General features: G+C 57.7%; 19 protein-coding genes. 5 read left to right on the forward strand and 14 right to left on the reverse strand.

What is annotated here, in order from left to right; translation table 11 throughout:
• Positions 1 to 42: 42 nt before the first annotated feature.
• From rfbA to mtnA, 13 genes are all read right to left on the reverse strand, one after another.
• Positions 43 to 933 (reverse strand): glucose-1-phosphate thymidylyltransferase RfbA, encoded by an 891-nt coding sequence (rfbA, locus tag AC07W5_RS20210; protein ID WP_495012810.1) that lies wholly within the window; start codon positions 931 to 933, stop codon positions 43 to 45.
• Positions 933 to 1,826, reverse strand: coding sequence for a dTDP-4-dehydrorhamnose reductase (gene rfbD, locus AC07W5_RS20215; RefSeq protein ID WP_494993806.1), 894 nt, complete (start codon positions 1,824 to 1,826; stop codon positions 933 to 935). The genes rfbA and rfbD overlap by 1 nt, the downstream gene beginning before the upstream one ends.
• Positions 1,823 to 2,899: a dTDP-glucose 4,6-dehydratase gene (rfbB, locus tag AC07W5_RS20220; RefSeq protein ID WP_494993805.1), complete on the reverse strand. Its 1,077-nt coding sequence runs from the start codon at positions 2,897 to 2,899 to the stop codon at positions 1,823 to 1,825. Before rfbB ends, rfbD begins: the two co-directional genes overlap by 4 nt.
• A gap of 250 nt (positions 2,900 to 3,149) precedes the next feature.
• Positions 3,150 to 3,389: a LapA family protein gene (locus AC07W5_RS20225; RefSeq protein ID WP_495024204.1), complete on the reverse strand. Its 240-nt coding sequence runs from the start codon at positions 3,387 to 3,389 to the stop codon at positions 3,150 to 3,152.
• 24 nt (positions 3,390 to 3,413) lie between these two features.
• Positions 3,414 to 3,710 carry an integration host factor subunit beta gene (ihfB, locus tag AC07W5_RS20230; RefSeq protein ID WP_065886416.1) on the reverse strand — a complete coding sequence of 99 codons (297 nt, stop codon included), beginning with the start codon at positions 3,708 to 3,710 and terminating at the stop codon, positions 3,414 to 3,416.
• A 293-nt stretch (positions 3,711 to 4,003) separates the two neighbouring features.
• Positions 4,004 to 5,698, reverse strand: a complete 1,695-nt coding sequence (rpsA, locus tag AC07W5_RS20235) for a 30S ribosomal protein S1 (protein ID WP_494993803.1) — start codon at positions 5,696 to 5,698, stop codon at positions 4,004 to 4,006.
• Between the two features lie 123 nt (positions 5,699 to 5,821).
• Positions 5,822 to 6,508: a (d)CMP kinase gene (gene cmk / locus AC07W5_RS20240; RefSeq protein ID WP_494993864.1), complete on the reverse strand. Its 687-nt coding sequence runs from the start codon at positions 6,506 to 6,508 to the stop codon at positions 5,822 to 5,824.
• Positions 6,508 to 8,715 carry a bifunctional prephenate dehydrogenase/3-phosphoshikimate 1-carboxyvinyltransferase gene (locus AC07W5_RS20245; RefSeq protein WP_495024263.1) on the reverse strand — a complete coding sequence of 736 codons (2,208 nt, stop codon included), beginning with the start codon at positions 8,713 to 8,715 and terminating at the stop codon, positions 6,508 to 6,510. The genes cmk and AC07W5_RS20245 overlap by 1 nt, the downstream gene beginning before the upstream one ends.
• 28 nt (positions 8,716 to 8,743) lie before the next feature.
• Positions 8,744 to 9,856, reverse strand: coding sequence for a histidinol-phosphate transaminase (hisC, locus tag AC07W5_RS20250; protein ID WP_494993802.1), 1,113 nt, complete (start codon positions 9,854 to 9,856; stop codon positions 8,744 to 8,746).
• Between the two features lie 10 nt (positions 9,857 to 9,866).
• Positions 9,867 to 10,961, reverse strand: coding sequence for a prephenate dehydratase (gene pheA / locus AC07W5_RS20255; RefSeq protein ID WP_494993801.1), 1,095 nt, complete (start codon positions 10,959 to 10,961; stop codon positions 9,867 to 9,869).
• Positions 10,961 to 12,046, reverse strand: coding sequence for a 3-phosphoserine/phosphohydroxythreonine transaminase (gene serC / locus AC07W5_RS20260; protein ID WP_494993800.1), 1,086 nt, complete (start codon positions 12,044 to 12,046; stop codon positions 10,961 to 10,963). Before serC ends, pheA begins: the two co-directional genes overlap by 1 nt.
• 220 nt (positions 12,047 to 12,266) lie before the next feature.
• Positions 12,267 to 14,927: a DNA gyrase subunit A gene (gyrA, locus tag AC07W5_RS20265; RefSeq protein WP_495024205.1), complete on the reverse strand. Its 2,661-nt coding sequence runs from the start codon at positions 14,925 to 14,927 to the stop codon at positions 12,267 to 12,269.
• A 423-nt stretch (positions 14,928 to 15,350) separates the two neighbouring features.
• Positions 15,351 to 16,427: an S-methyl-5-thioribose-1-phosphate isomerase gene (gene mtnA, locus AC07W5_RS20270; RefSeq protein ID WP_494993798.1), complete on the reverse strand. Its 1,077-nt coding sequence runs from the start codon at positions 16,425 to 16,427 to the stop codon at positions 15,351 to 15,353.
• Between the two features lie 107 nt (positions 16,428 to 16,534).
• Here mtnA and AC07W5_RS20275 point away from each other — a divergent pair, with 107 nt between their 5' ends.
• The 5 genes from AC07W5_RS20275 to AC07W5_RS20295 all read left to right on the forward strand — a co-directional run bounded on the left by AC07W5_RS20275 (position 16,535) and on the right by AC07W5_RS20295 (position 21,513).
• Complete coding sequence (locus AC07W5_RS20275; RefSeq protein WP_495024206.1) at positions 16,535 to 17,866, forward strand: TRZ/ATZ family hydrolase; 1,332 nt, start codon at positions 16,535 to 16,537, stop codon at positions 17,864 to 17,866.
• A 64-nt stretch (positions 17,867 to 17,930) separates the two neighbouring features.
• Positions 17,931 to 18,629, forward strand: coding sequence for a bifunctional 2-polyprenyl-6-hydroxyphenol methylase/3-demethylubiquinol 3-O-methyltransferase UbiG (gene ubiG / locus AC07W5_RS20280; protein WP_494993796.1), 699 nt, complete (start codon positions 17,931 to 17,933; stop codon positions 18,627 to 18,629).
• Between the two features lie 4 nt (positions 18,630 to 18,633).
• Complete coding sequence (mupP, locus tag AC07W5_RS20285) at positions 18,634 to 19,305, forward strand: N-acetylmuramic acid 6-phosphate phosphatase MupP (RefSeq protein WP_494993795.1); 672 nt, start codon at positions 18,634 to 18,636, stop codon at positions 19,303 to 19,305.
• Between the two features lie 175 nt (positions 19,306 to 19,480).
• Positions 19,481 to 20,221 (forward strand): YciK family oxidoreductase, encoded by a 741-nt coding sequence (locus tag AC07W5_RS20290; RefSeq protein WP_494993794.1) that lies wholly within the window; start codon positions 19,481 to 19,483, stop codon positions 20,219 to 20,221.
• 365 nt (positions 20,222 to 20,586) lie between these two features.
• Positions 20,587 to 21,513, forward strand: coding sequence for a GGDEF domain-containing protein (locus AC07W5_RS20295; protein WP_494993793.1), 927 nt, complete (start codon positions 20,587 to 20,589; stop codon positions 21,511 to 21,513).
• Positions 21,514 to 21,528: 15 nt separating this feature from the next.
• Here AC07W5_RS20295 and AC07W5_RS20300 read toward each other — a convergent pair whose 3' ends face one another.
• On the reverse strand, positions 21,529 to 22,281 hold the full coding sequence (locus AC07W5_RS20300) for an iron-containing redox enzyme family protein (protein ID WP_494993862.1): 753 nt from the start codon (positions 22,279 to 22,281) through the stop codon (positions 21,529 to 21,531).
• Between the last annotated feature and the right edge of the window lie 6 nt (positions 22,282 to 22,287).

Here is a 22,287-nt window from a genome sequence, read left to right on the forward strand (position 1 = left end):
CACCGGCTGAACGTAAGCGTTCGAAAGGATAACGCTCGCCGGTCAGTGGGAGCTCGAGTCCAGCAGCTTCTGCAGGTACTGACCATAACCGGTCTTCTTCAGAGCGTCAGCTTGAGCGCCCAGTTGTTCGGCAGTGATCCAGCCATTGTGGTAAGCAATCTCTTCCAGGCAAGCTACTTTCAGCCCCTGGCGCTGCTCGATCGTGTGCACGAAGTGGCTGGCTTCAAGCAGCGAGTCGTGGGTACCGGTGTCCAGCCAGGCAAAGCCGCGCCCAAGCATTTCGACGTTGAGGGTCTTCTGCTCGAGATAAGCACGGTTGACGTCGGTAATTTCCAGCTCGCCGCGCTCGGAGGGTTTGATGTTCTTGGCGATTTCGACAACCTGGTTGTCGTAGAAATACAGACCGGTCACCGCGTAGCTGGATTTTGGCTTGAGCGGTTTCTCTTCGATACTCAGTGCGCGGCCCGATGCATCGAACTCAACCACACCGAAGCGTTCGGGATCGGAAACGTGATAACCAAATACCGTGGCGCCATGCTGTTGAGTGCTGGCGGAGCGAAGATTGTCGGAGAAGTGCTGACCGTAGAAGATGTTGTCGCCCAGGATCAGGCAGCATGGATCCTTACCGATGAACTCCTCGCCAATGATGAAGGCTTGAGCCAGGCCATCCGGGCTTGGCTGTTCGGCGTAGGTCAGCTTGATGCCGTACACGCTGCCGTCACCCAGCAGCTTGCGGAAGCACGGCAAGTCTTCCGGGGTGGAGATAATCAGAATTTCACGCATGCCCGCGAGCATAAGCACCGACAGCGGATAAAAGATCATCGGCTTGTCGTAGATCGGCAGCATCTGCTTCGAAACACCCAAGGTCAACGGGTGCAAACGTGTGCCCGAGCCGCCAGCGAGGATGATGCCTTTGCGATTTGTCGTGTTGATCATTTATCTAGAACTTCCATAAGCATTCGGGTTACGCCACTTTGCCAATCCGGCAAGTGCAAAGAAAAGTTATCACGCAGCTTCTGAGTATTCAGACGCGAATTCAGCGGCCGACGCGCAGGTGTTGGGTAGGCCGTGGTATCGATCGGATTGATTGCCGTCACCATCAGTTGTTCGCCATGGCCACGAGCGAAATCGATCACATGACTAGCATAGCCGTGCCACGAGATTTCGCCGCCAGCCGCCAAGTGATACACGCCTCCCAGCTCAGGGCGCTTAACGACTTGCTGAATAGCCAAGGCTGTAACGTCTGCGATCAAGTCTGCACCAGTGGGCGCTCCAACCTGATCGGCAATGACGCTCAGTGTTTCCCTGCCTTTGGCAAGACGCAGCATGGTCTTGGCAAAATTGTTACCACGAGCACCATAGACCCAGCTGGTGCGGAAGATCAGGTGTTTGCAGCCGGTACCTCTAATGGCCTGCTCACCAGCGAGCTTGCTCGCGCCGTAATGATTCACTGGCGCGACTGCGTCATCTTCTTTCCATGGCGCTTGTCCGCTGCCACTGAACACGTAGTCCGTAGAATAGTGAATCAGCCAGGCATCAAGGGACAATGCTTCTTCGGCCATGACCCGACTTGCCAGGGCATTTATGCGAGTTGCGAGCTCAGGCTCTGATTCGGCTTTATCCACCGCAGTGTAAGCCGCAGCGTTGACGATGATGTCGGGTTTGACCTGACGAATCGCTGCTCGCAGCGAGTCAAGATCGGACAAGTCGCCACACAGCCCATCGACCGTTTGACGGTCGAGCGCTATCACTTCACCGAGTGGCGAAAGGGAGCGTTGCAGCTCCCAGCCGACCTGGCCGTTTTTGCCAAGAAGAAGGATTTTCATGCTTTGCTTGAACGGTCAGTGTAGTTTTTATCAATCCACTGTTGATAGCTGCCACTTTTCACGTGAGCAACCCATTCGGTGTTATCGAGGTACCACTCGACGGTTTTACGAATCCCGGTCTCGAAAGTCTCTTCAGGCACCCAGCCCAGCTCACGCTGGATTTTGCTGGCATCGATTGCGTAGCGCTGGTCATGGCCAGGGCGATCCTGGACATAGGTGATCAAGCTGGCGTGAGGGCGATGCGGTGAATCGGGACGCAACTCATCAAGCAGAGCGCAGAGCGTGTGCACCACTTCAATATTTTGCTTTTCGTTATGGCCGCCAATGTTGTAAGTCTCGCCGACGACGCCTTCGGTCACGACTTTATACAGGGCACGTGCGTGGTCTTCGACGTAGAGCCAGTCACGAACCTGATTGCCTTTGCCATACACCGGAAGCGGCTTGCCTTCCAGCGCATTGAGGATGATCAGCGGGATCAACTTCTCAGGGAAATGGCATGGGCCGTAGTTGTTCGAGCAATTGGTGACCAGGGTCGGTAAGCCGTAAGTGCGGCTCCAGGCACGAACCAGGTGATCGGAACTGGCTTTACTGGCCGAATACGGCGAGCTTGGCTGATAAGGCGTGGTTTCGGTGAAGAGGTCTTCCGGACCTTCAAGGTCTCCGTAGACTTCGTCGGTAGAAATATGGTGAAAGCGGAAATTGGCTTTGCGCTCATCATCCAGGGTGCTCCAGTAGTGGCGAGCAGCCTCCAGCAAGGTGTAAGTGCCAATAATGTTGGTCTGGATGAATTCAGACGGGCCGGAAATCGAGCGATCAACGTGGGATTCGGCCGCCAGGTGCATGATCGTATCGGGCTGGTGCTCGCGCAGGACGCGATCCACCTGATCCCGGTCGCAGATATCCACGCGCTCGAACACATAGCGCTCACTCTGAGCCGCTTGCGCCACAGACTCAAGGTTGCCAGCGTAAGTCAGCTTATCGAGGTTTACTACGGAGTCAGTAGTATTGGAAATGATATGACGAATGACTGCAGAGCCGATAAACCCGGCGCCGCCGGTTACTAGAATTTTCACGCGGAAACCATACCCTTGAGTTGCTGACAAAGCTGCACACTGAGCGCTGTCTAATCCATGAATGCAAAAGCTATCGTATTAGCCGTAGCCTCTGACGAGTGATCCATCCGTGCCAATGCCGAGATCCCTATGGAATCTCCAACTATTCAGACAGACGTAGCATTTTACAGTTTAAAGGAGGATTTACTAACGGATATAGACAAACAACGCGTGAAAAGTTCGATGCCCCTCCCCCCGACCCGCGCCTTAATCAGACCAAGCGCTTGCGCCGCGCTCTTGCGGTGCGACCGGCAAACCAGCCGATAAGAGGCCCAATCAGCATCCCTATCAACAACGCCAACACCGTTATGACTGAGATTGGCAGTTGCGGCCCGGCCCAGCCAAGGAACAGCAAGGAAACTGATTGCTGGTTCTCTAGCACAAAAGCCAGAATCGCCAGCACAAGCAAGAGAACAGCTACCACGAGGAGTACGCGTTTCAAATTACGCATGAGTTGCTCCTTGAGCCAACACTATCAAATCCCCTCCTCCTCATCCTCATTCACCCGATCCCGGAGCTCTTTGCCCGGCTTGAAGTGGGGAACGAATTTACCGTCAAGGCTGACGGATTGACCGGTTTTCGGGTTGCGACCTACACGCGGTGCGCGGTAGTGCAAGGAGAAGCTGCCAAAGCCACGGATCTCGATGCGATCACCGGTAGCGAGGCACTGGGACATTTGCTCAAGCATGGTCTTGATGGCCAGCTCGACATCCTTGGATGAGAGCAGCCCTTGATGGGTGACAATTCGTTCGATCAACTCCGACTTCGTCATATTTTTCCCTTCTTTTTCAAGCAGCTAGATCAGCGCTTCAAAGGTTTTAGCACGCCCGGAGGATTTTGAACAGCCCGTGTATTGACTTATCTGCACGACGCCAGAGATGCCGTGCACGGACCAAGAACCACGGCATTTACCGAAGCCAAAAGCCCGGACCTTATACCCGGGTAGTACGTAACTTGCGCTGCTCATCGACAGATAGCCGGCAGCATACAACGCAAGTTGCGGGTCAAATCGCAGACACAAAAAAGGGCGACCGAAGTCGCCCTTTTTCTATGGTCTGACAGAACTTAGTTCTGCTTTTCCATTTGTGCACGCAACAGGTCGCCCAGAGTGGTAGGACCAGCAGCGATATCCGAAGTAGCTGGCTTCTCGCGCAGGCTCTGGATAGCTTCTTTCTCGTCTTCAACGTCTTTCGACTTGATGGACAGCTGGATTACACGGCTCTTGCGGTCAACGCTGATGATCTTGGCTTCAACTTCTTCGCCTTCTTTCAGAACGTTACGCGCATCTTCGATGCGGTCACGGCTGATTTCGGAGGCTTTCAGAGTAGCTTCGATATCGGTAGCGAGAGTGATGATGGCGCCTTTGGCGTCAACTTCTTTCACGATACCCTTAACGATTGCGCCTTTGTCGTTCTCTTGAACGTACTCGGAGAACGGATCGCTTTCCAGCTGCTTGATACCCAGGGAGATGCGCTCACGCTCTGGATCAACAGACAGGATGACGGTGTCGAGCTCGTCGCCCTTCTTGAAGCGACGTACGGCTTCTTCGCCCACTTCGTTCCAGGAGATGTCGGACAGGTGAACCAGGCCGTCGATGCCGCCGTCCAGACCAATGAAGATACCGAAATCGGTGATCGACTTGATGGTGCCGGAGATTTTATCGCCCTTGTTGAACTGGCCAGAGAAATCTTCCCATGGGTTAGATTTGCACTGCTTGATGCCGAGGGAGATACGACGACGCTCTTCGTCGATGTCCAGAACCATAACTTCCACTTCGTCGCCGACTTGTACGACTTTCGAAGGGTGGATGTTCTTGTTGGTCCAGTCCATTTCGGAAACGTGTACCAGGCCTTCCACGCCTTCTTCCAGCTCAGCGAAGCAGCCGTAGTCGGTCAGGTTGGTTACACGCGCGGTAACGCGAGTGCTTTCTGGGTAACGTGCCTTGATAGCAACCCATGGGTCTTCGCCCAGTTGCTTGAGGCCCAGGGAAACACGATTGCGCTCGCGATCGTACTTCAGAACCTTGACATCGATCTCGTCGCCAACGTTGACGATTTCGGAAGGATGCTTGATACGCTTCCAGGCCATGTCGGTAATGTGCAGCAGGCCATCGACGCCACCCAGATCGACGAATGCGCCGTAATCGGTGAGGTTTTTGACGATACCTTTGACTTGCTGACCTTCTTGCAAGGATTCCAGCAGAGCTTCGCGCTCAGCGGAGTTCTCGGCTTCGAGGACGCTACGACGGGAAACGACAACGTTGTTGCGTTTCTGGTCGAGCTTGATGACCTTGAATTCGAGCTCTTTGCCTTCCAGGTGCGTGGTGTCGCGCACTGGACGGACGTCAACCAGAGAACCTGGCAGGAACGCACGGATGCCGTTAACGTCGACAGTGAAGCCGCCTTTAACCTTACCGTTGATAACGCCCTTGACCACTTCTTCAGCTGCGAAGGCTGCTTCCAGAACAATCCAGCATTCAGCGCGCTTGGCTTTTTCACGGGACAGTTTGGTTTCGCCAAAGCCGTCTTCGACCGCGTCCAGCGCAACGTGAACTTCATCACCAATGTTGATGTTCAGTTCACCAGCATCGTTGTGGAACTGTTCCAGCGGAATGAGGCCTTCGGACTTCAGACCAGCGTGAACGGTTACCCAACCAGCTTGGTAATCGATATCGACGATGATAGCGGTGATGATCGAGCCAGCCTGAAGGTTCAGGGTTTTTAGGCTTTCTTCAAAGAGTTCTGCAAAGCTTTCGCTCATTTTAATTCCTGTTGATAAGGGCGAAGAATACGCCCATCTGCCACATCCCAGACGATGTGGGTTACGTTCATATAAAAGAAAAACCGCAGGACTATGCCTGGTGTCCCCTGCGGAGTTTCCTGGTCACCCGGCGATATCGCGAATGGCGATCTCGCTCATGATGCGTTCCAGCACCTGCTCGATGGACAATTCCGTGGAATCCAGCTGTATGGCGTCAGCCGCCGGTTTGAGCGGGGCTACCGCTCGCTGGGTGTCACGCTCATCACGTACACGTATCTCATCTAGCAGACTCGACAGACTAACATCATCACCTTTGGCCTTCAACTGCAAGTAACGGCGACGTGCACGCTCCTCGGCGCTGGCGGTCAGAAAAATCTTCAGCGGCGCATCGGGGAAAACCACCGTTCCCATGTCCCGACCATCGGCCACCAGTCCCGGAGGTTCCTGGAACGCCCGCTGGCGTTGCAGCAAAGCGTCCCGCACCGCCGGCAGCGCGGCTACCTGGGAAGCCCAGGCGCCGACTTGTTCGTTGCGCAAGTCATCAGTGACATCATCACCCTCGAGAATGATCCGCTGCGGCTGACCTTCGGTCGCCCCGACGAACTGCACGTCAAGATGCGCCGCCAGCAACTTCAGCGATTCTTCGTTGGTCAGGTCGACCCCGTGATTGCGCGCAGCAAATGCCAGCAAGCGGTACAACGCCCCCGAATCCAGCAGGCACCACTCCAGACGTTTGGCCAGAATACCGGCGATGGTGCCTTTACCCGAACCGCTCGGCCCATCAATGGTAATTACAGGCGCTTTGATCATCACGATTGAGCCTCTTGCGCAACGCGGATACCGACCTGCGCGCACAACGCGAGGAAGTTGGGGAACGACGTAGCAACGTTGGCGCAGTCATGGATACGGATTGGAGCGTTTGCCCGCAGCGACGCCACGCTGAACGCCATGGCAATGCGGTGATCGCCATGACCATGCACCTCACCGCCCCCGATCTGGCCGCCATCGATGATGATGCCGTCCGGGGTTGGCTCGCATTTGACGCCCAGCGCCAGCAAACCATCCGCCATCACCTGAATGCGATCCGACTCCTTGACTCGCAGCTCTTCTGCACCACGCAGCACCGTGCGCCCGTGGGCACAGGCAGCAGCCACGAACAGTACCGGGAACTCATCAATGGCCAACGGAACCAGCTCTTCCGGGATCTCGATACCCTTCAGTTTAGCCGCACGTACACGCAGATCAGCCACTGGCTCGCCGCCGACTTCACGCTGGTTTTCCAGAGTGATATCAGCGCCCATCAGACGCAGGATATCGATAACACCGGTACGGGTCGGGTTGATACCGACATGCTCAAGCACCAGCTCAGAGCCTTCGGCTATCGATGCTGCGACCAGGAAGAACGCCGAGGAAGAAATATCCCCCGGAACCTCGATGTGCGTCGCCGTCAGTTTGTGCCCGGACTCGACCGAAGCCGTAGCGCCATTCACCGTTACCGGATAGCCGAAACCACGCAGCATACGCTCGGTATGGTCGCGAGTCGGAGCGGGCTCGGTTACGGTAGTTTTGCCATCGGCGTACAGACCAGCCAACAGCAGGCAGGATTTAACCTGGGCACTGGCCATCGGCATGGTGTAGGTGAGGCCTTTGAGCTTGTTACCACCACGAATGGTCATCGGCGGACGACCATCTTCAGCGGTCTCGATGACCGCCCCCATTTCACGCAGCGGATTGGCCACACGGTTCATCGGCCGCTTGGACAACGACGCATCACCGGTCAAGGTGCTGTCGAAGCTCTGCGCCGCCAGCAACCCCGACAACAGACGCATCGACGTACCGGAATTACCCAGATAGATCGGCCCGGGGGCCGGCTTCAAGCCGTGCAGGCCGACGCCGTGAATGGTCACACGGCCATGGTGCGGACCTTCGATCACTACCCCCATGTCACGGAAAGCCTGCAGCGTCGCCAGGGCGTCTTCGCCCTCGAGGAAACCTTCGACTTCGGTAGTGCCTTCGGCAAGAGAGCCGAGCATGATCGAACGGTGGGAAATCGATTTATCGCCTGGTACACGAATCCGCCCAGTCAGGCGGCCACCAGGATTAGCCAGGAAAATCAGGTCGTTGGAGTTCATAGCGTCCACATAGGCCCGGCGGGCCAGGATTTTACTGAAATGCTCGCGGGCAACCCGGGCGCGCGTGAAAACGCCCAACAGCTGGTGCCCGTCCCCTGCATCGACCGCGTCGCGCAAGGCGTCGAGATCGCTGCGAAATGTATCGAGTGTGCGCAGGACAGCTTCGCGATTGGCGAGAAAGATGTCGTGCCACATGACCGGGTCGCTACCAGCGATTCTCGTGAAATCGCGGAAACCGCCCGCAGCGTAACGAAAGATCTCAAGGTTTTCACTGCGCTTGGCCAATGAATCGACCAAACCGAATGCCAGCAAGTGCGGCAAGTGGCTCGTAGCCGCCAGCACTTCATCATGACGCTCGACCTGCATGTGCTCAACATCCGCACCCAACTCGCGCCAAAGCCTGTCAACCATTGTCAGCGCTGCTGGATCGGTCTGTTCCAGCGGTGTCAGAATCACTTTGTGTCGACGGAACAACTGCGCATTGGAGGCTTCTACCCCGCTCTGCTCGGAGCCGGCAATCGGATGTCCCGGCACAAAACGCGCGGGCATGCCGCCGAACGCTTCGCTCGCAGCACGCACCACATTGCCCTTGGCGCTGCCGACGTCCGTCAGAATTGCTTGCCCCAGGTCCATGCGCGCCAAAACGGCCAGCAATTTCTCCATAGCCAGAATCGGCACCGCCAACTGAATGACATCGGCACCGCTACAAGCCAGAGCAAGGTCTTCTTCGCAGCGATCCACCACACCAAGCTCAACCGCCAGCTTGCGCGACTGCGGATCAAGATCGACACCCACGACCTCGCGACACAGGCCGCTTTCGCGCAGGCCCTTGGCGAAGGAACCACCGATCAGCCCGAGACCGACCACCACCAGGCGACCGATCATAGGCACAGCAGGTTGCACTGCAATGACATCAACCACGAGCCATAACCTTGGCCAGCGCCTCGAGGAAGCGGCTGTTTTCAGCCGGCAAACCAATGGTGATGCGCAGATGGTTCGGCATGCCATAGTTGGCCACCGGACGCACGATCACACCTTCACGCAGCAAACCCTGGAACACCGGAGCCGCGACGCGCCCCAGATCGACCGCAATGAAGTTGCCTTTGGACGCAATCCAGCTCAGGCCCAGCTCGCGAAAGCCCGCTTCCAGCTGCTGCATACCGGACTCGTTCAAGCGACGGCTTTCAGCCAGATATTCTTCGTCCTGCAGCGCCGCACAAGCCGCGGCCAGGGCCAGGCTGTTGACGTTGAATGGCTGGCGCACGCGGTTCAGGACATCAGCGACGATCGCCGTAGACAGGCCATAACCGACACGCAACGCGGCCAGACCATAAGCCTTGGAGAAGGTCCGCGAGACCAGCAGATTCGGGTAAGCCGCGAGGAAGTCCAGACCATCCGGAAGATCGCTACCTTCGGCATATTCGATATAGGCCTCGTCGAGCACCACCAGCACGTGCTCAGGCACGTCCTGAAGGAACTCATCCAGCGCCTCTGCACCGAACCAGGTGCCGGTCGGATTGTTTGGATTGGCAATGAAGACCACGCGAGTATTGCTGTCGATGGCTTTGAGCATCGCCGGCAAATCGTGCCCCCAGTCTTTGGCTGGAATCACGCGCGCCTGCGCACCTACGGCCTGAGTGACGATCGGATAGACCGCGAACGCATGCTCGCTGAACACCGCATTCAGACCGGGCGCCAGATAGGCACGAGCCACCAGCTCCAGAATGTCATTGGAACCGTTACCCAGGGTCACCTGATCGAGCTGCACACGGCACTGCCCGGCCAGCAAACTCTTGAGAGCGAAGCCGTTGCCATCCGGATAACGAGTCAGCTCGGCCAGCTCTTCGCGAATCGCCGCCAAGGCTTTAGGGCTGGCGCCCAGCGGGTTTTCATTACTCGCCAGTTTGACGATTTTTGCCGGATCGATATCCAGCTCGCGAGCCAGTTCATCCACGGGTTTGCCCGGGACGTAAGGCGAAAGTTGTTGCACACCCGGCTGCGCCAGAGCGAGGAAGTCACCACTCATTGTTAAAGCCTCAGAGAACCGCTTTCGGGTAGGAACCCAGCACTTTGAGTGCTACTGCTTCCTGACTGATCTTCTCCAGCACAGCCTTGATCAGCGGATCACGGTGATGGCCAACGAAGTCGATGAAGAACACATAGGTCCATTTGCCACTACGCGAAGGCCGGGTTTCGATCCGCGTCAGGTCGATACCATTGTCGTGGAATGGCACCAGCAACTCGTGTAGCGCGCCAGGCTTGTTGCTCATGGAGACGATGATCGAGGTCTTGTCGTCGCCGGTCGGCGGCACTTCCTGACTGCCAATCATCAAGAAGCGCGTGGAGTTGTCCGGACGGTCCTCGATTTTTTCGGCCAGACGAGTCAGGCCGTACAAGCCTGCCGCCATGTCGCCGGCAATGGCTGCCGAGTTCCATTCACCCTTGACCCGCTTGGCCGCTTCGGCGTTGCTGGAAACCGCCACGCGCTCGACATTCGGGTAATGGGCGTCCAGCCACTTGCGGCACTGAGCCAGAGACTGGGCATGGGAGTAGATACGGCTAATGCTGTCGGTTTTGGTGTTTTCACCGACCAACAGGTGATGGTGGATACGCAGCTCGACTTCGCCACAGATCACCATATCGTGCTCGAGGAAGCTGTCGAGGGTGTGGTTGACCGCGCCCTCGGTGGAGTTTTCCACAGGCACCACGCCAAAATTCACCGCTCCGGCTGCCACTTCACGGAACACTTCATCAATTGCAGCCATAGGCTTGCTGATCACCGCATGACCGAAGTGTTTCAGGGCCGCCGCTTGAGTGAAGGTACCTTCGGGGCCTAGATAAGCCACTTTCAGTGGCTGCTCCAGCGCCAGGCACGAGGACATGATTTCACGAAACAGACGCGCCATTTCTTCGTTGCCCAACGGACCTTTATTGCGCTCCATGACCTTCTTGAGCACCTGAGCTTCGCGCTCAGGACGATAGAACACCGGCACTTCGCCTTCGGCCAATGAAGCCATCTTGACTCGCGCGACTTCCTGGGCGCAGCGCGCACGCTCACTGATCAGCTCCAGGATTTTATCGTCCAGGCTGTCAATACGCAGGCGCAGTGCCTTGAGTTCTTGCTCAGACATTAGCCGTGTTCCTTCTCGAACTCTGCCATGTACGCCACCAGCGCGTTGACCGCATTGATGTCGACGGCGTTGTAGATAGAGGCGCGCATGCCACCCACGGAACGGTGACCCTTGAGGTTCAACAGACCGCGCTCCTCGGCACCTGCCAGGAACGGCTTGTCGAGGCGATCATCCGCCAGACGGAATGGCACGTTCATCCATGAGCGGTCAGACTTGTTGATCGGGTTGCTGTACAGGCCACTGGCGTCGATGAAGCCATACAGCGTGCGCTGCTTGACGTCATTGAGCTTGCCGATGGCTTCTACGCCGCCCTGCTCCTTCAGCCATTCGAAGACCAGACCGGAAAGGTACCAGGCCAGGGTTGGCGGGGTGTTGTACATGGAGCCGTTGTCGGCCGCGACCTTGTAGTCGAGCATGGTCGGGCAGATTGAACGGGCGCGACCCAGCAGGTCTTCGCGAACGATGTTGACGACGATACCGCTCGGGCCGATGTTCTTCTGTGCGCCGGCGTAGATCATGCCGAAACGGGAGATATCCACAGGACGGGACAGGATATCCGAAGACATGTCCGCAACCAGTGGCACATCACCGGTTTCCGGGATCCAGCTGAATTCCAGACCGCCGATGGTTTCGTTTGGCGCGTAGTGCACGTAGGCCGCGTCTTGCGACAGCTTCCATTCGTTCTGGCCGGGAATTGCGAAATAGTCATAAGGCTTGGCCGTCGCCGCCACATTGACGGTGCCGAAGCGCGAGGCTTCTTCAATGGCTTTCTGCGACCAGATACCGGTGTCGATATAGTCAGCCTTGCCGGTTTCCGGCAACAGGTTCAGAGGAATCTGAGCAAATTGCTGGCTGGCGCCGCCTTGCAGAAACAGCACTTTATAGTTCGAGGGGATATCCAGCAGATCACGCAGATCCTGCTCGGCCTTGGTCGCGATGGAGACGAACTCATCACTGCGATGGCTCATTTCCATGACCGACAGGCCCTTGCCGTGCCAGTCGAGGAGTTCACCCTGCGCGCGCTGCAGGACAGATTCGGGAAGCGCCGCGGGGCCGGCACAGAAGTTATAGGCTCTCTTGCTCACATCCAATCTCGCTCTGATTTGGTGGGATCACGCAATAAATCATCGATCGACACGGGGGCCAATCACTGTAGGAGCGAGCTTGCTCGCGATGAGCCTGAGAGCGCCGCGGTGCTTCAGCTAGCCCGCGTTATCGTTAGCGACCATCGCGAGCAAGCTCGCTCCTACAGGCTGGAAAAATAACAAGGGGGAGAATTTTCATCCGCCCCCCTCGCGTATCCGTTTACTCCTGCGGTTCGGCGTCGTCAGCCACAGCGGCATCGAGTTGCTGATCTTCAACAACATCCTCGATGACTGCACCGCCCTGGAACTCAACAGCTTCCTCGCCCTCCAGCTCTTCGCCTTCGACTTCGGATGGCTCTTGAACACGCTCCAGACCAACCAGTGTTTCGTCGCTGGCCAGCTTGATCAGGGTCACGCCCTGAGTGTTGCGGCCGAGACTGGAAACTTCGTCGACGCGGGTACGAACCAGTGTGCCCTGATCGGAAATCAGCATGATTTCCTCGCCGTCGAGCACCTGGACTGCACCGACCAGACGGCCGTTACGATCGTTGCTGACCATGGCGATAACGCCCTGACCGCCACGCTTGTACTCAGGGAACTCGCTGATAGCCGTACGCTTGCCGTAACCACGCGCCGAAGCGGTGAGGATCTGGCTGCCTTCTTCCGGGATCAGCATGGAAATCAGCTTCTGACCTTCCGGCAGACGCATGCCACGCACACCGCGAGCGGTACGCCCCATGGCACGGACATCGGACTCTTTGAAGCGGGTAACCTTGCCGCCGTCGGAGAACAGCATGACTTCGCGCTCGCCATCAGTGATCGCAGCGGAAATCAATACGTCGCCTTCGTCCAGCTCCAGCGCAATCAAACCAACGCTGCGTTGACGGCTGAATTGCTCCAGCGGCGTCTTCTTCACCGTACCGTCAGCGGTAGCCATGAAGATGTAGTGACCTTCGGTGTATTCCTCGACCGGCAGCATGGTGGTGATGTATTCACCCTCACCCAGCGGCAGCAGGTTGACCAATGGACGACCACGGGCAGCGCGTGATGCTTCCGGAATTTCGTAGGTTTTCAGCCAGTAAACCTTGCCCTTGCTGGAGAACAGCAACAGCGTGGTGTGACTGTTGGCGACCAGCAGGTGGGCGATGTAGTCCTCATCCTTGACGCCGGTAGCCGACTTGCCTTTACCGCCACGACGCTGAGCCTGATACGCAGCCAATGGCTGGGTCTTGGCATAGCCACCGTGCGAGATGGTCACGACGCGCTCTTCTTCCGGGATCATGTCACCCAGGGTCAAATCGAGACGAGCATCGAGAATTTCGGTGCGACGTATATCGCCGTACTCGGCACGAATGACTTCCAGTTCCTCGCGGATCACTTCCATCAGGCGCACAGCGCTGTTGAGGATGCGGATCAGCTCACCGATCTGGTTGAGGATTTCCTGGTATTCGGCCAGCAGCTTTTCGTGCTCCAGGCCGGTCAGACGGTGCAGACGCAGCTCAAGAATGGCTTGCGCCTGCTCTGGCGAGAGGAAGTATTTGCCTTCGCGCAGACCGTATTGCGGGTCGAGATTTTCCGGACGACAGGAATCAGCACCGGCACGCTCGACCATCGCGACCACTGCGCTGGACTCCCAAGGCGTGCTTATAAGCGCTTCCTTGGCTTCCGACGGAGTTGGCGAAGCCTTGATCAGGGCGATGACCGGGTCGATGTTCGACAGTGCAACAGCCTGACCTTCCAGGATATGGCCACGTTCACGGGCTTTACGCAGTTCGAACACGGTACGACGGGTTACGACTTCGCGACGGTGACGTACGAAGGCTTCCAGCAGATCCTTCAGGTTGAGGATCCGTGGGCGACCGTCAATCAGCGCAACGATGTTGATGCCGAAAACACTTTGAAGCTGAGTCTGGGCATAGAGGTTGTTGAGGACCACCTCAGGCACTTCACCACGACGCAGCTCGATCACGACGCGCATACCGTCCTTGTCGGACTCGTCGCGCAGCTCGGTGATGCCTTCGAGCTTCTTCTCTTTGACCAGCTCGGCGATCTTCTCGATCAGACGCGCCTTGTTCAACTGGTAAGGCAGTTCGGTAATGACGATCTGCTGACGACCACCGACCTTGTCGATGTCTTCGATGATCGAACGGGCACGCATGTAGATGCGTCCGCGACCGGTACGGTAGGCTTCGATGATGCCGGCGCGACCGTTGATGATCGCAGCAGTCGGAAAGTCCGGGCCGGGGATGAATTGCATCAACTCATCGACGGTCAACTCAGGGTTGTCGATGAGCGCCAGGCAACCGTCGATGACTTCACCAAGGTTGTGCGGCGGGATGTTGGTCGCCATGCCCACGGCGATACCGCTGGAGCCGTTGACCAACAGGTTGGGGATCTTGGTCGGCATGACCGCGGGGATCATTTCGGTGCCGTCGTAGTTCGGCACCCAGTCCACGGTTTCTTTATGCAGGTCGGCCAGCAACTCGTGCGCCAGCTTGGTCATGCGCACTTCGGTGTATCGCATGGCCGCGGCGTTGTCGCCGTCGACCGAACCGAAGTTACCCTGGCCGTCTACCAGCAGGTAGCGCAGGGAAAAAGGCTGGGCCATACGAACGATGGTGTCATACACCGCAGTATCACCATGGGGGTGATACTTACCGATCACGTCACCGACAACACGGGCAGATTTCTTGTACGGCTTGTTCCAGTCGTTACCCAGCTCGCTCATCGCGAACAGTACGCGCCGGTGCACGGGCTTCAAGCCATCGCGCGCATCAGGCAGTGCCCGCCCGACAATTACGCTCATTGCGTAATCGAGGTAGGACTGCCTCATCTCGTCTTCGATATTGACCGGGATGATTTCTTTGGCCAGTTCGCCCATGAGAAGCCTGATTCCTTTTTCTGGTGAAACTTCGTCGCATCCATATGGGACGAACGAAGCTCGTCGATGCAGGCTTGGTGCCATGCCTCGACTTACGACAAATCAACGAGTTATGCCATGGATCTGCGCAGTAAAGGCAGCCACATCGGGCTACCTTGGAAACCGCCGGATGTTATCACAATCGCCGCCACGCACCTATCCCCCAGACGCGCATGGAGCATAGTTAGTGGACCGGTGACAGCCTGATAGGGGACCAGAGAAGCTTAGAGGTGTTATTGCGCCCGATTCGCAAGCGAAATACTGCTTCAGGTGCTGCAGACCGCGTCATCGTTCATCGCGGGCAAGCCTCGCGCCTACAGAACATCGGGGACTTGTAGGAGCGAGGCTTGCCCGCGAAAGCGATTTAACAGACGCCAACCACCATCAATGCAGCCGCTTGCGACACATCAACTGAGCCAGTTTCGCGGTATCGGGCCGCTCGACAATGCCTTTTTCGGTGACGATGGCGTCGATCAGGTCCGCCGGGGTGACGTCGAAAACCGGATTGAAAGCGCCCACATCAGCCCCGACGCGCTTGCCGCCGACTTCCAGCAGCTCACTGCCATCACGCTCTTCGATAGGAATATCGTCACCGCTGGCCAAGGTCATGTCGATGGTCGAACTCGGCGCCACCACCATGAAACGCACCCCGTGGTGCATGGCGCACACCGCCAACTGATAGGTGCCAATCTTGTTCGCCACATCGCCATTGGCGGTAATCCGGTCAGCACCGACGATCACCCAGGTCACGCCCTTGGTTTTCATGATGTGTGCCGCGGCCGAGTCGGCATTCAGCGTGACGGGAATACCTTCGTTGGCCAACTCCCAGGCAGTGAGCCGCGAGCCCTGCAGCCAAGGCCTGGTTTCATCGGCGTAGACCCGCTCCACCATACCTTCCAGCCAGGCACCACGAATCACTCCCAGCGCCGTGCCAAAGCCGCCCGTGGCCAAGGCGCCAGTATTGCAATGCGTCAAAATGGCTTGAGCATTGCCCTGATGCTTGCGGATCAGATCGACACCCAATTGCGCCATGGTCAGATTGGCTTCGCGATCGCTTTCATGAATGGCCAAGGCCTCCGCCTCAAGGACCGACAACGGATCGGCATGCCCTTTTAGCCGTTCAAGACGCTCGCGCATGCGGTTCAGCGCCCAGAACAGATTGACCGCCGTCGGCCGCGAATCCGCGAGCAAGGCAAAATCCTCCTCAAGAGCTGCCTGCCAGTCACCGCCGGCGGCAAACCGCGTGCGCGCCGCCAGCACTACACCATAGGCCGCACTGATGCCAATGGCCGGGGCACCACGCACAACCATCGAGCGAATGGCTTCGGCCACACCGGCTGCACCGGTGTAGGCAATCCAGCGCTCTTCGAACGGCAAAATGCGCTGATCGAGCAGATAAAGGGCATCATCCCGCCAATCGATGGCCTTTACCTTCTCCGCAGCCAACAGTCGATCGCGCATGCCTCACCCCGTACTCATGTACAAAAGCCGCCGATTATAGCGATCCGCCCGCGAAGACGCTCGGGTATACTTCGCCATCCTTTATAAAGCACTGGAACCCACCCTCGATGCCGAACCCTGCCGCTGCGCTCGACTTATTATTGCTGCCGACCTGGTTGGTACCTGTCGAACCCGCCGGTGTGGTCCTCAAAGAGCATGGCCTGGGCATCCGTGACGGCCGCATTGCATTCATCGGCCCGCGCGCCGACGCCTTGAAACTCAACGCCACTGAAGTCCGCGAATTGCCGGGCATACTGCTCAGCCCTGGCCTGATCAATGCTCACGGGCACGCGGCGATGACCCTGTTTCGCGGCCTGGCCGATGACTTGCCGCTGATGACCTGGCTGGAGCAGCACATCTGGCCCGCCGAAGCCAAGTGGGTCAATGAGGACTTTGTTCGCGATGGCACCGATCTGGCCATCGCAGAACAGCTTAAAGGCGGCATCACCTGTTTCTCGGACATGTATTTCTTCCCGAAAGTCGCCAGTGAACGCGTGCATAACAGCGGTATTCGCGCACAAATTGCCATCCCGATCCTCGACTTTCCGATTCCCGGTGCAAGCGATGCCGATGAGGCCATCCGTCAGGGCATCGAGCTGTTCGGCGATCTCAAGCACCATCCGCGCATCAAGATCGCCTTCGGCCCTCATGCACCCTACACCGTCGGCGACGAGAACCTCGAGAAAATCCGGGTCATTGCCGAGGAGCTGGATGCCTCGATTCATATGCACGTCCATGAGACCGCGTTTGAAGTACAGCAATCCGTCGAGCAGCGCGGCGAGCGACCAATGGCCCGCCTGGGGCGCCTGGGCTTGCTCGGTCCGCGCTTCCAGGCCGTTCACATGACACAAGTCAGCGATGACGACCTGGCTTTGCTGGTAGAAAGTAACAGCAGCGTGATTCATTGCCCGGAATCGAACCTGAAACTGGCCAGTGGTTTCTGCCCGGTCGAGCGTTTGTGGCAGGCCGGGGTCAACGTTGCGGTCGGCACTGATGGCGCAGCCAGCAACAATGACCTGGATCTGCTCGGCGAAATCCGCACCGCAGCACTTTTGGCCAAGGCCGTCGCTGGCTCGGCGACCGCCCTGGATGCCCATCGCGCATTGCGCATGGCCACGCTCAACGGCGCACGAGCGCTGGGACTGGACGCCGAAGTCGGCTCACTGGAAGTCGGCAAAGCTGCCGACCTGGTGGCCTTTGACCTCTCCGGCCTGGCGCAGCAACCCATTTACGACCCGGTCTCGCAGCTTGTATATGCCACCGGCCGAGACTGTGTGAAACACCTTTGGGTCGCCGGCAAGCAATTGCTCGACGACCGGCGCCTGACCCGCCTGGATGAACAACAGCTTTGCGCCACAGCCGTAGCCTGGGGCAAACGCATCAGCGGTCATCGCCAATAGATAGAAACCTTGAACTGACATTCAAGGCTTACCGCAGAATTTATTAGATTTAGAGGATGCCCCCATGAGCAACGTCGACCACGCTGAAATTGCCAAATTCGAAGCCCTGGCCCATCGCTGGTGGGACCGTGAAAGCGAGTTCAAACCGCTACACGACATCAACCCGTTACGGGTCAACTGGATTGACGAGCGGGTAAAACTGGCCGGCAAAAAAGTCCTCGACGTCGGCTGCGGCGGCGGCATCCTTAGCGAAGCCATGGCCCTGCGCGGCGCAACGGTGATGGGTATCGACATGGGCGAAGCGCCGCTGGCCGTGGCCCAGCTGCATCAACTGGAATCCGGCGTCAGCGTCGAGTACCGGCAGATCACCGCCGAAGGCCTGGCCGAAGAAATGCCGGAGCAATTCGACGTGGTCACCTGCCTGGAAATGCTCGAACACGTGCCAGACCCCTCTTCGGTGATCCGCGCCTGCTTCCGCATGGTCAAGCCAGGCGGCCAAGTGTTCTTCTCCACTATCAATCGCAATCCGAAGGCATTCCTGTTCGCCGTTGTCGGCGCCGAATACATCATGAAACTGCTGCCGCGCGGCACCCACGACTTCAAGAAATTCATCCGCCCTTCCGAACTCGGCGCCTGGAGCCGCTCGGCCGGTCTGACGGTCAAGGACATCATCGGTCTGACCTACAACCCGCTCACCAAGCACTACAAGCTGGCGACGGACGTTGACGTCAACTACATGATCCAGACCCTGCGGGAGGAATAAGCCCATGCGTATCAGAGCGGTTCTTTTCGACATGGACGGCACTCTGCTCGACACCGCACCGGACTTTATCGCCATTTGCCAGAGCATGCGCGCCGATCGCGGCCTGGCACCGGTTTGCGACAAGCACATCCGCGACGAAATCTCCGGCGGTGCGCGGGCCATGGTTGCCGTGACCTTTTCGATGGACCCGGAATCACCGGGTTTCGAGGAACTGCGCCTGGAGTTTCTGGAGCGTTACCTGAAAGACTGCGCAGTCCATAGCAAACTTTTCGATGGCATGGCCGAGCTGTTGGCGGACATCGAAAAAGCCAATCTGATCTGGGGCGTCGTCACCAATAAGCCGGTACGTTTTGCCGAACCGATCATGCAGCAACTAGGGTTGGCGGAGCGTTCGGCGGTGCTGATCTGCCCGGATCATGTGAAAAACAGCAAACCTGATCCCGAACCACTGATCCTCGCTTGCAAGATGCTCGACCTGGATCCGGCCAACGTGCTGTTTGTTGGCGATGACCTACGCGATATCGAGTCAGGCCGCGACGCAGGCACCAAAACTGCCGCGGTGACCTGGGGCTATATTCATCCAGACGACAACCCCAGTCATTGGGGGGCGGATGTGGTGGTCGATCATCCACTGGAGTTGCGTAAGGTTCTGGATAGCGCCCTGTGTGGTTGCTGAGCGACTTTCCTGATGGTTTGCGTGGCTGATCACCTTTCCTGTGGTGGGAGCGAGCTTGCTCGCGATGGTCGTTAACGATAACGCGTGTTTCCTGACCAAACGCGTCAGCTTCAAGTCCATCGCGAGCAAGCTCGCTCCCACAGGGGGGCTTCTGTGAATTTTGTTGAGGTTTCTTATGTTTGATTACTCCGCCCGCCCTGAATTGCTCAAAGACCGGGTCATACTGGTCACCGGCGCTGGCCGTGGCATTGGAGCTGCTGCCGCGAAGACCTTTGCAGCTCATGGCGCCACCGTGCTGCTGCTGGGCAAGACCGAAGCCAATCTGACCCGGGTCTATGACGAAATCGAAGCGGCCGGTCATCCACAACCGGCAGTCATTCCGTTCAACCTGGAAACCGCACTGCCGCATCAATACGATGAGCTGGCGGCCATGGTCGAAACCGAGTTCGGACACCTCGATGGCCTGCTGCACAACGCGTCGATCATTGGCCCGCGCACCCCGCTGGAACAGCTGTCCGGCGAAAACTTCATGCGCGTGATGCAAGTCAACGTCAACGCGATGTTCATGCTGACCAGCACCATGCTGCCGCTGCTCAAGCTATCCCAGGACGCATCGGTGGTGTTCACCTCAAGCAGTGTCGGACGCAAAGGCCGCGCCTACTGGGGCGCCTACGGGGTCTCGAAGTTTGCGACCGAAGGCTTGATGCAAACCCTGGCCGACGAACTGGACACCGTCGCGCCAGTGCGCGCCAACAGCATCAACCCCGGCGCTACCCGCACCAGCATGCGGGCTCAGGCATATCCAGGCGAAAACCCGAGCAACAATCCGACACCTGAAGAAATCATGCCGGTCTATCTGTACCTGATGGGGCCGGACAGCACCGGCATCAACGGCCAGGCCTTCGACGCTCAGTAATCCCCTTCAACCACCGCGACGGAATACCGTCGCGGCGCACGCAACAAGGTCATCAGGCCTGTTATTGAAGCCAAACAAATGCCGCGGCGTCCATACGCATTGACGCCATTACCGACCAACCGATTGAATTATAACGATTTTTAATTTACCGAACCGAATGGCACGACTTTCGCTCTAACACTGTTCAGACACGCAGCGTGTTAGCGAAGCGGGCATCGCCTGAGCCGGGGCTTATAACGTTCGGCAAAGCAGACTAGACTGCAGTTACTTGTCCTACGGGACTGATGGACCAGTATGACGCGCAGCCCGAAGCCGCTCTCACCCAGCCTGTAAGACAGCATTACGTGCTTAGGGGCTCACACCATATGAAATCACCTACCCAGACCAACGCAATTGACTTTGATAGCGCCAAATTGCAACGCCTGGGCTTTGGTCAGCAGTCACCCCTTCTACAACGCCCCGTCAGCCTTGCGCAATTGCGCCAGCAACTAGGCCTACAGCTGCAAACCAGTCTTGAGCCACAGCACATTCTGGGATTGTTCTTCCGCGAAATTCAGCGACTCGTTCCACTGGATGCCTTGAGCTACCAGCATCAGGCCAGCGATTTGCGCCTGGCGTTCGGCCAGCGCGGACACCATTGCGTGAGCTACAGCCTCAGCCATGAGGGCGAACACTTGGGTGAGCTGGTGTTCCGACGCAATCAGCGCTTTAGCGAACAGGATCTGGGCAACCTGGAGTCTCTACTGTCTTCCCTGCTCTACCCGATCCGTAATGCCTTGCTATACCGGGCAGCCACTCGTAGCGCGCTGCGCGACCCGCTGACGGACACCGGCAACCGGATCGCCATGGATCAGACGTTTCAACGGGAAATCGAAATGTCCCGTCGGCATCTGCAACCGCTATCGCTGTTGATGCTGGATATCGACCACTTCAAGAGAATCAACGACAGCCACGGTCACGGCGCAGGCGACAAGGTGCTCAAGGCCGTAGCCGCCTCGATCAAGGACCAGTTGCGCAATGTCGATATGGTGTTTCGATATGGCGGCGAGGAATTTCTGATCCTGCTCTCCAACACTGGCCGAGAGGCCGCCGCCATGGTTGGCGAGCGGCTACGTCATGCAGTACAGGCTCAGGATTATTTAGCGGATGACACGCTTATCGAACTCACAGTAAGCCTTGGCTGCGCCACCCTGTTACCCGGTGAGTCAGCCGAAAGCCTGTTGCGCCGGGCAGACAGCGCTTTGTATGTGGCAAAACGTGAAGGCCGCAACCGGCTGGCGATGGCGGGGTAAACCTGTCGGCTGGAGTCAATCCTCGGCCAGCGCCATGTGCTTACGAACCACCGGAGCCTTTTCCAGCTGCATGCAACGTTCCAGGAACAGGTACATGTAGTCGTAGCTCTTGCAAATGGCCTGGCGTAACTCGACTTGCAGTGATTTGTCTGGGTTCAGACCCGCCAGCGTGCAGATGATTTCCAACGCCTCCCATGGATGAGCATCATCGTACTGGGCATGCATTTTCAACCACTTCATCGCTCGCTTGCGGTCTTCCTCCGGGAACGCCGCCGCATAGATGCCATTGGAGCAAACCAGCGCCGACCACTCGCCCGTAGCCCCCTCAATGGCATAGTTGGTCGCGGCAATCGCCACGATCAGCGAATCGGCCGAACTGGTGTGCCAGCACCAATGACTCAGGGCATGAAGCTCTGGCGCTACCTGTTGCGCCTGTAAATCTTCCAGACTGACGCCATGCGCACGACTCCAGTGCACCCAATAATCAGCATGATTGAGTTCTACTCGAATGTTACGCATCAGCCAGCGTCGCGCCATGTCCTCGCCGGGATGACGTGCAAAGCGGGTCTTGGTCAGATTTTGTGCCATATACAAAGCGAACTGCTCAACGACAGGCCAGCCACCGATCAGGTACTGACGCATGGTTTTGGCGCTGAGCTTGTTGTCGCGCATGCGCTGATACAGTTCGTGCTCGACCACCCGGCGTTTGCTCTCGCTGCAATCCTGGATCAGCTTCTGAGCCCAGGCGGGATAACTTGCGGCTTCCATAAGCGG

The sequence above is a fragment of the Pseudomonas sp. GW821-FHT01E05 genome, from assembly GCF_059422425.1.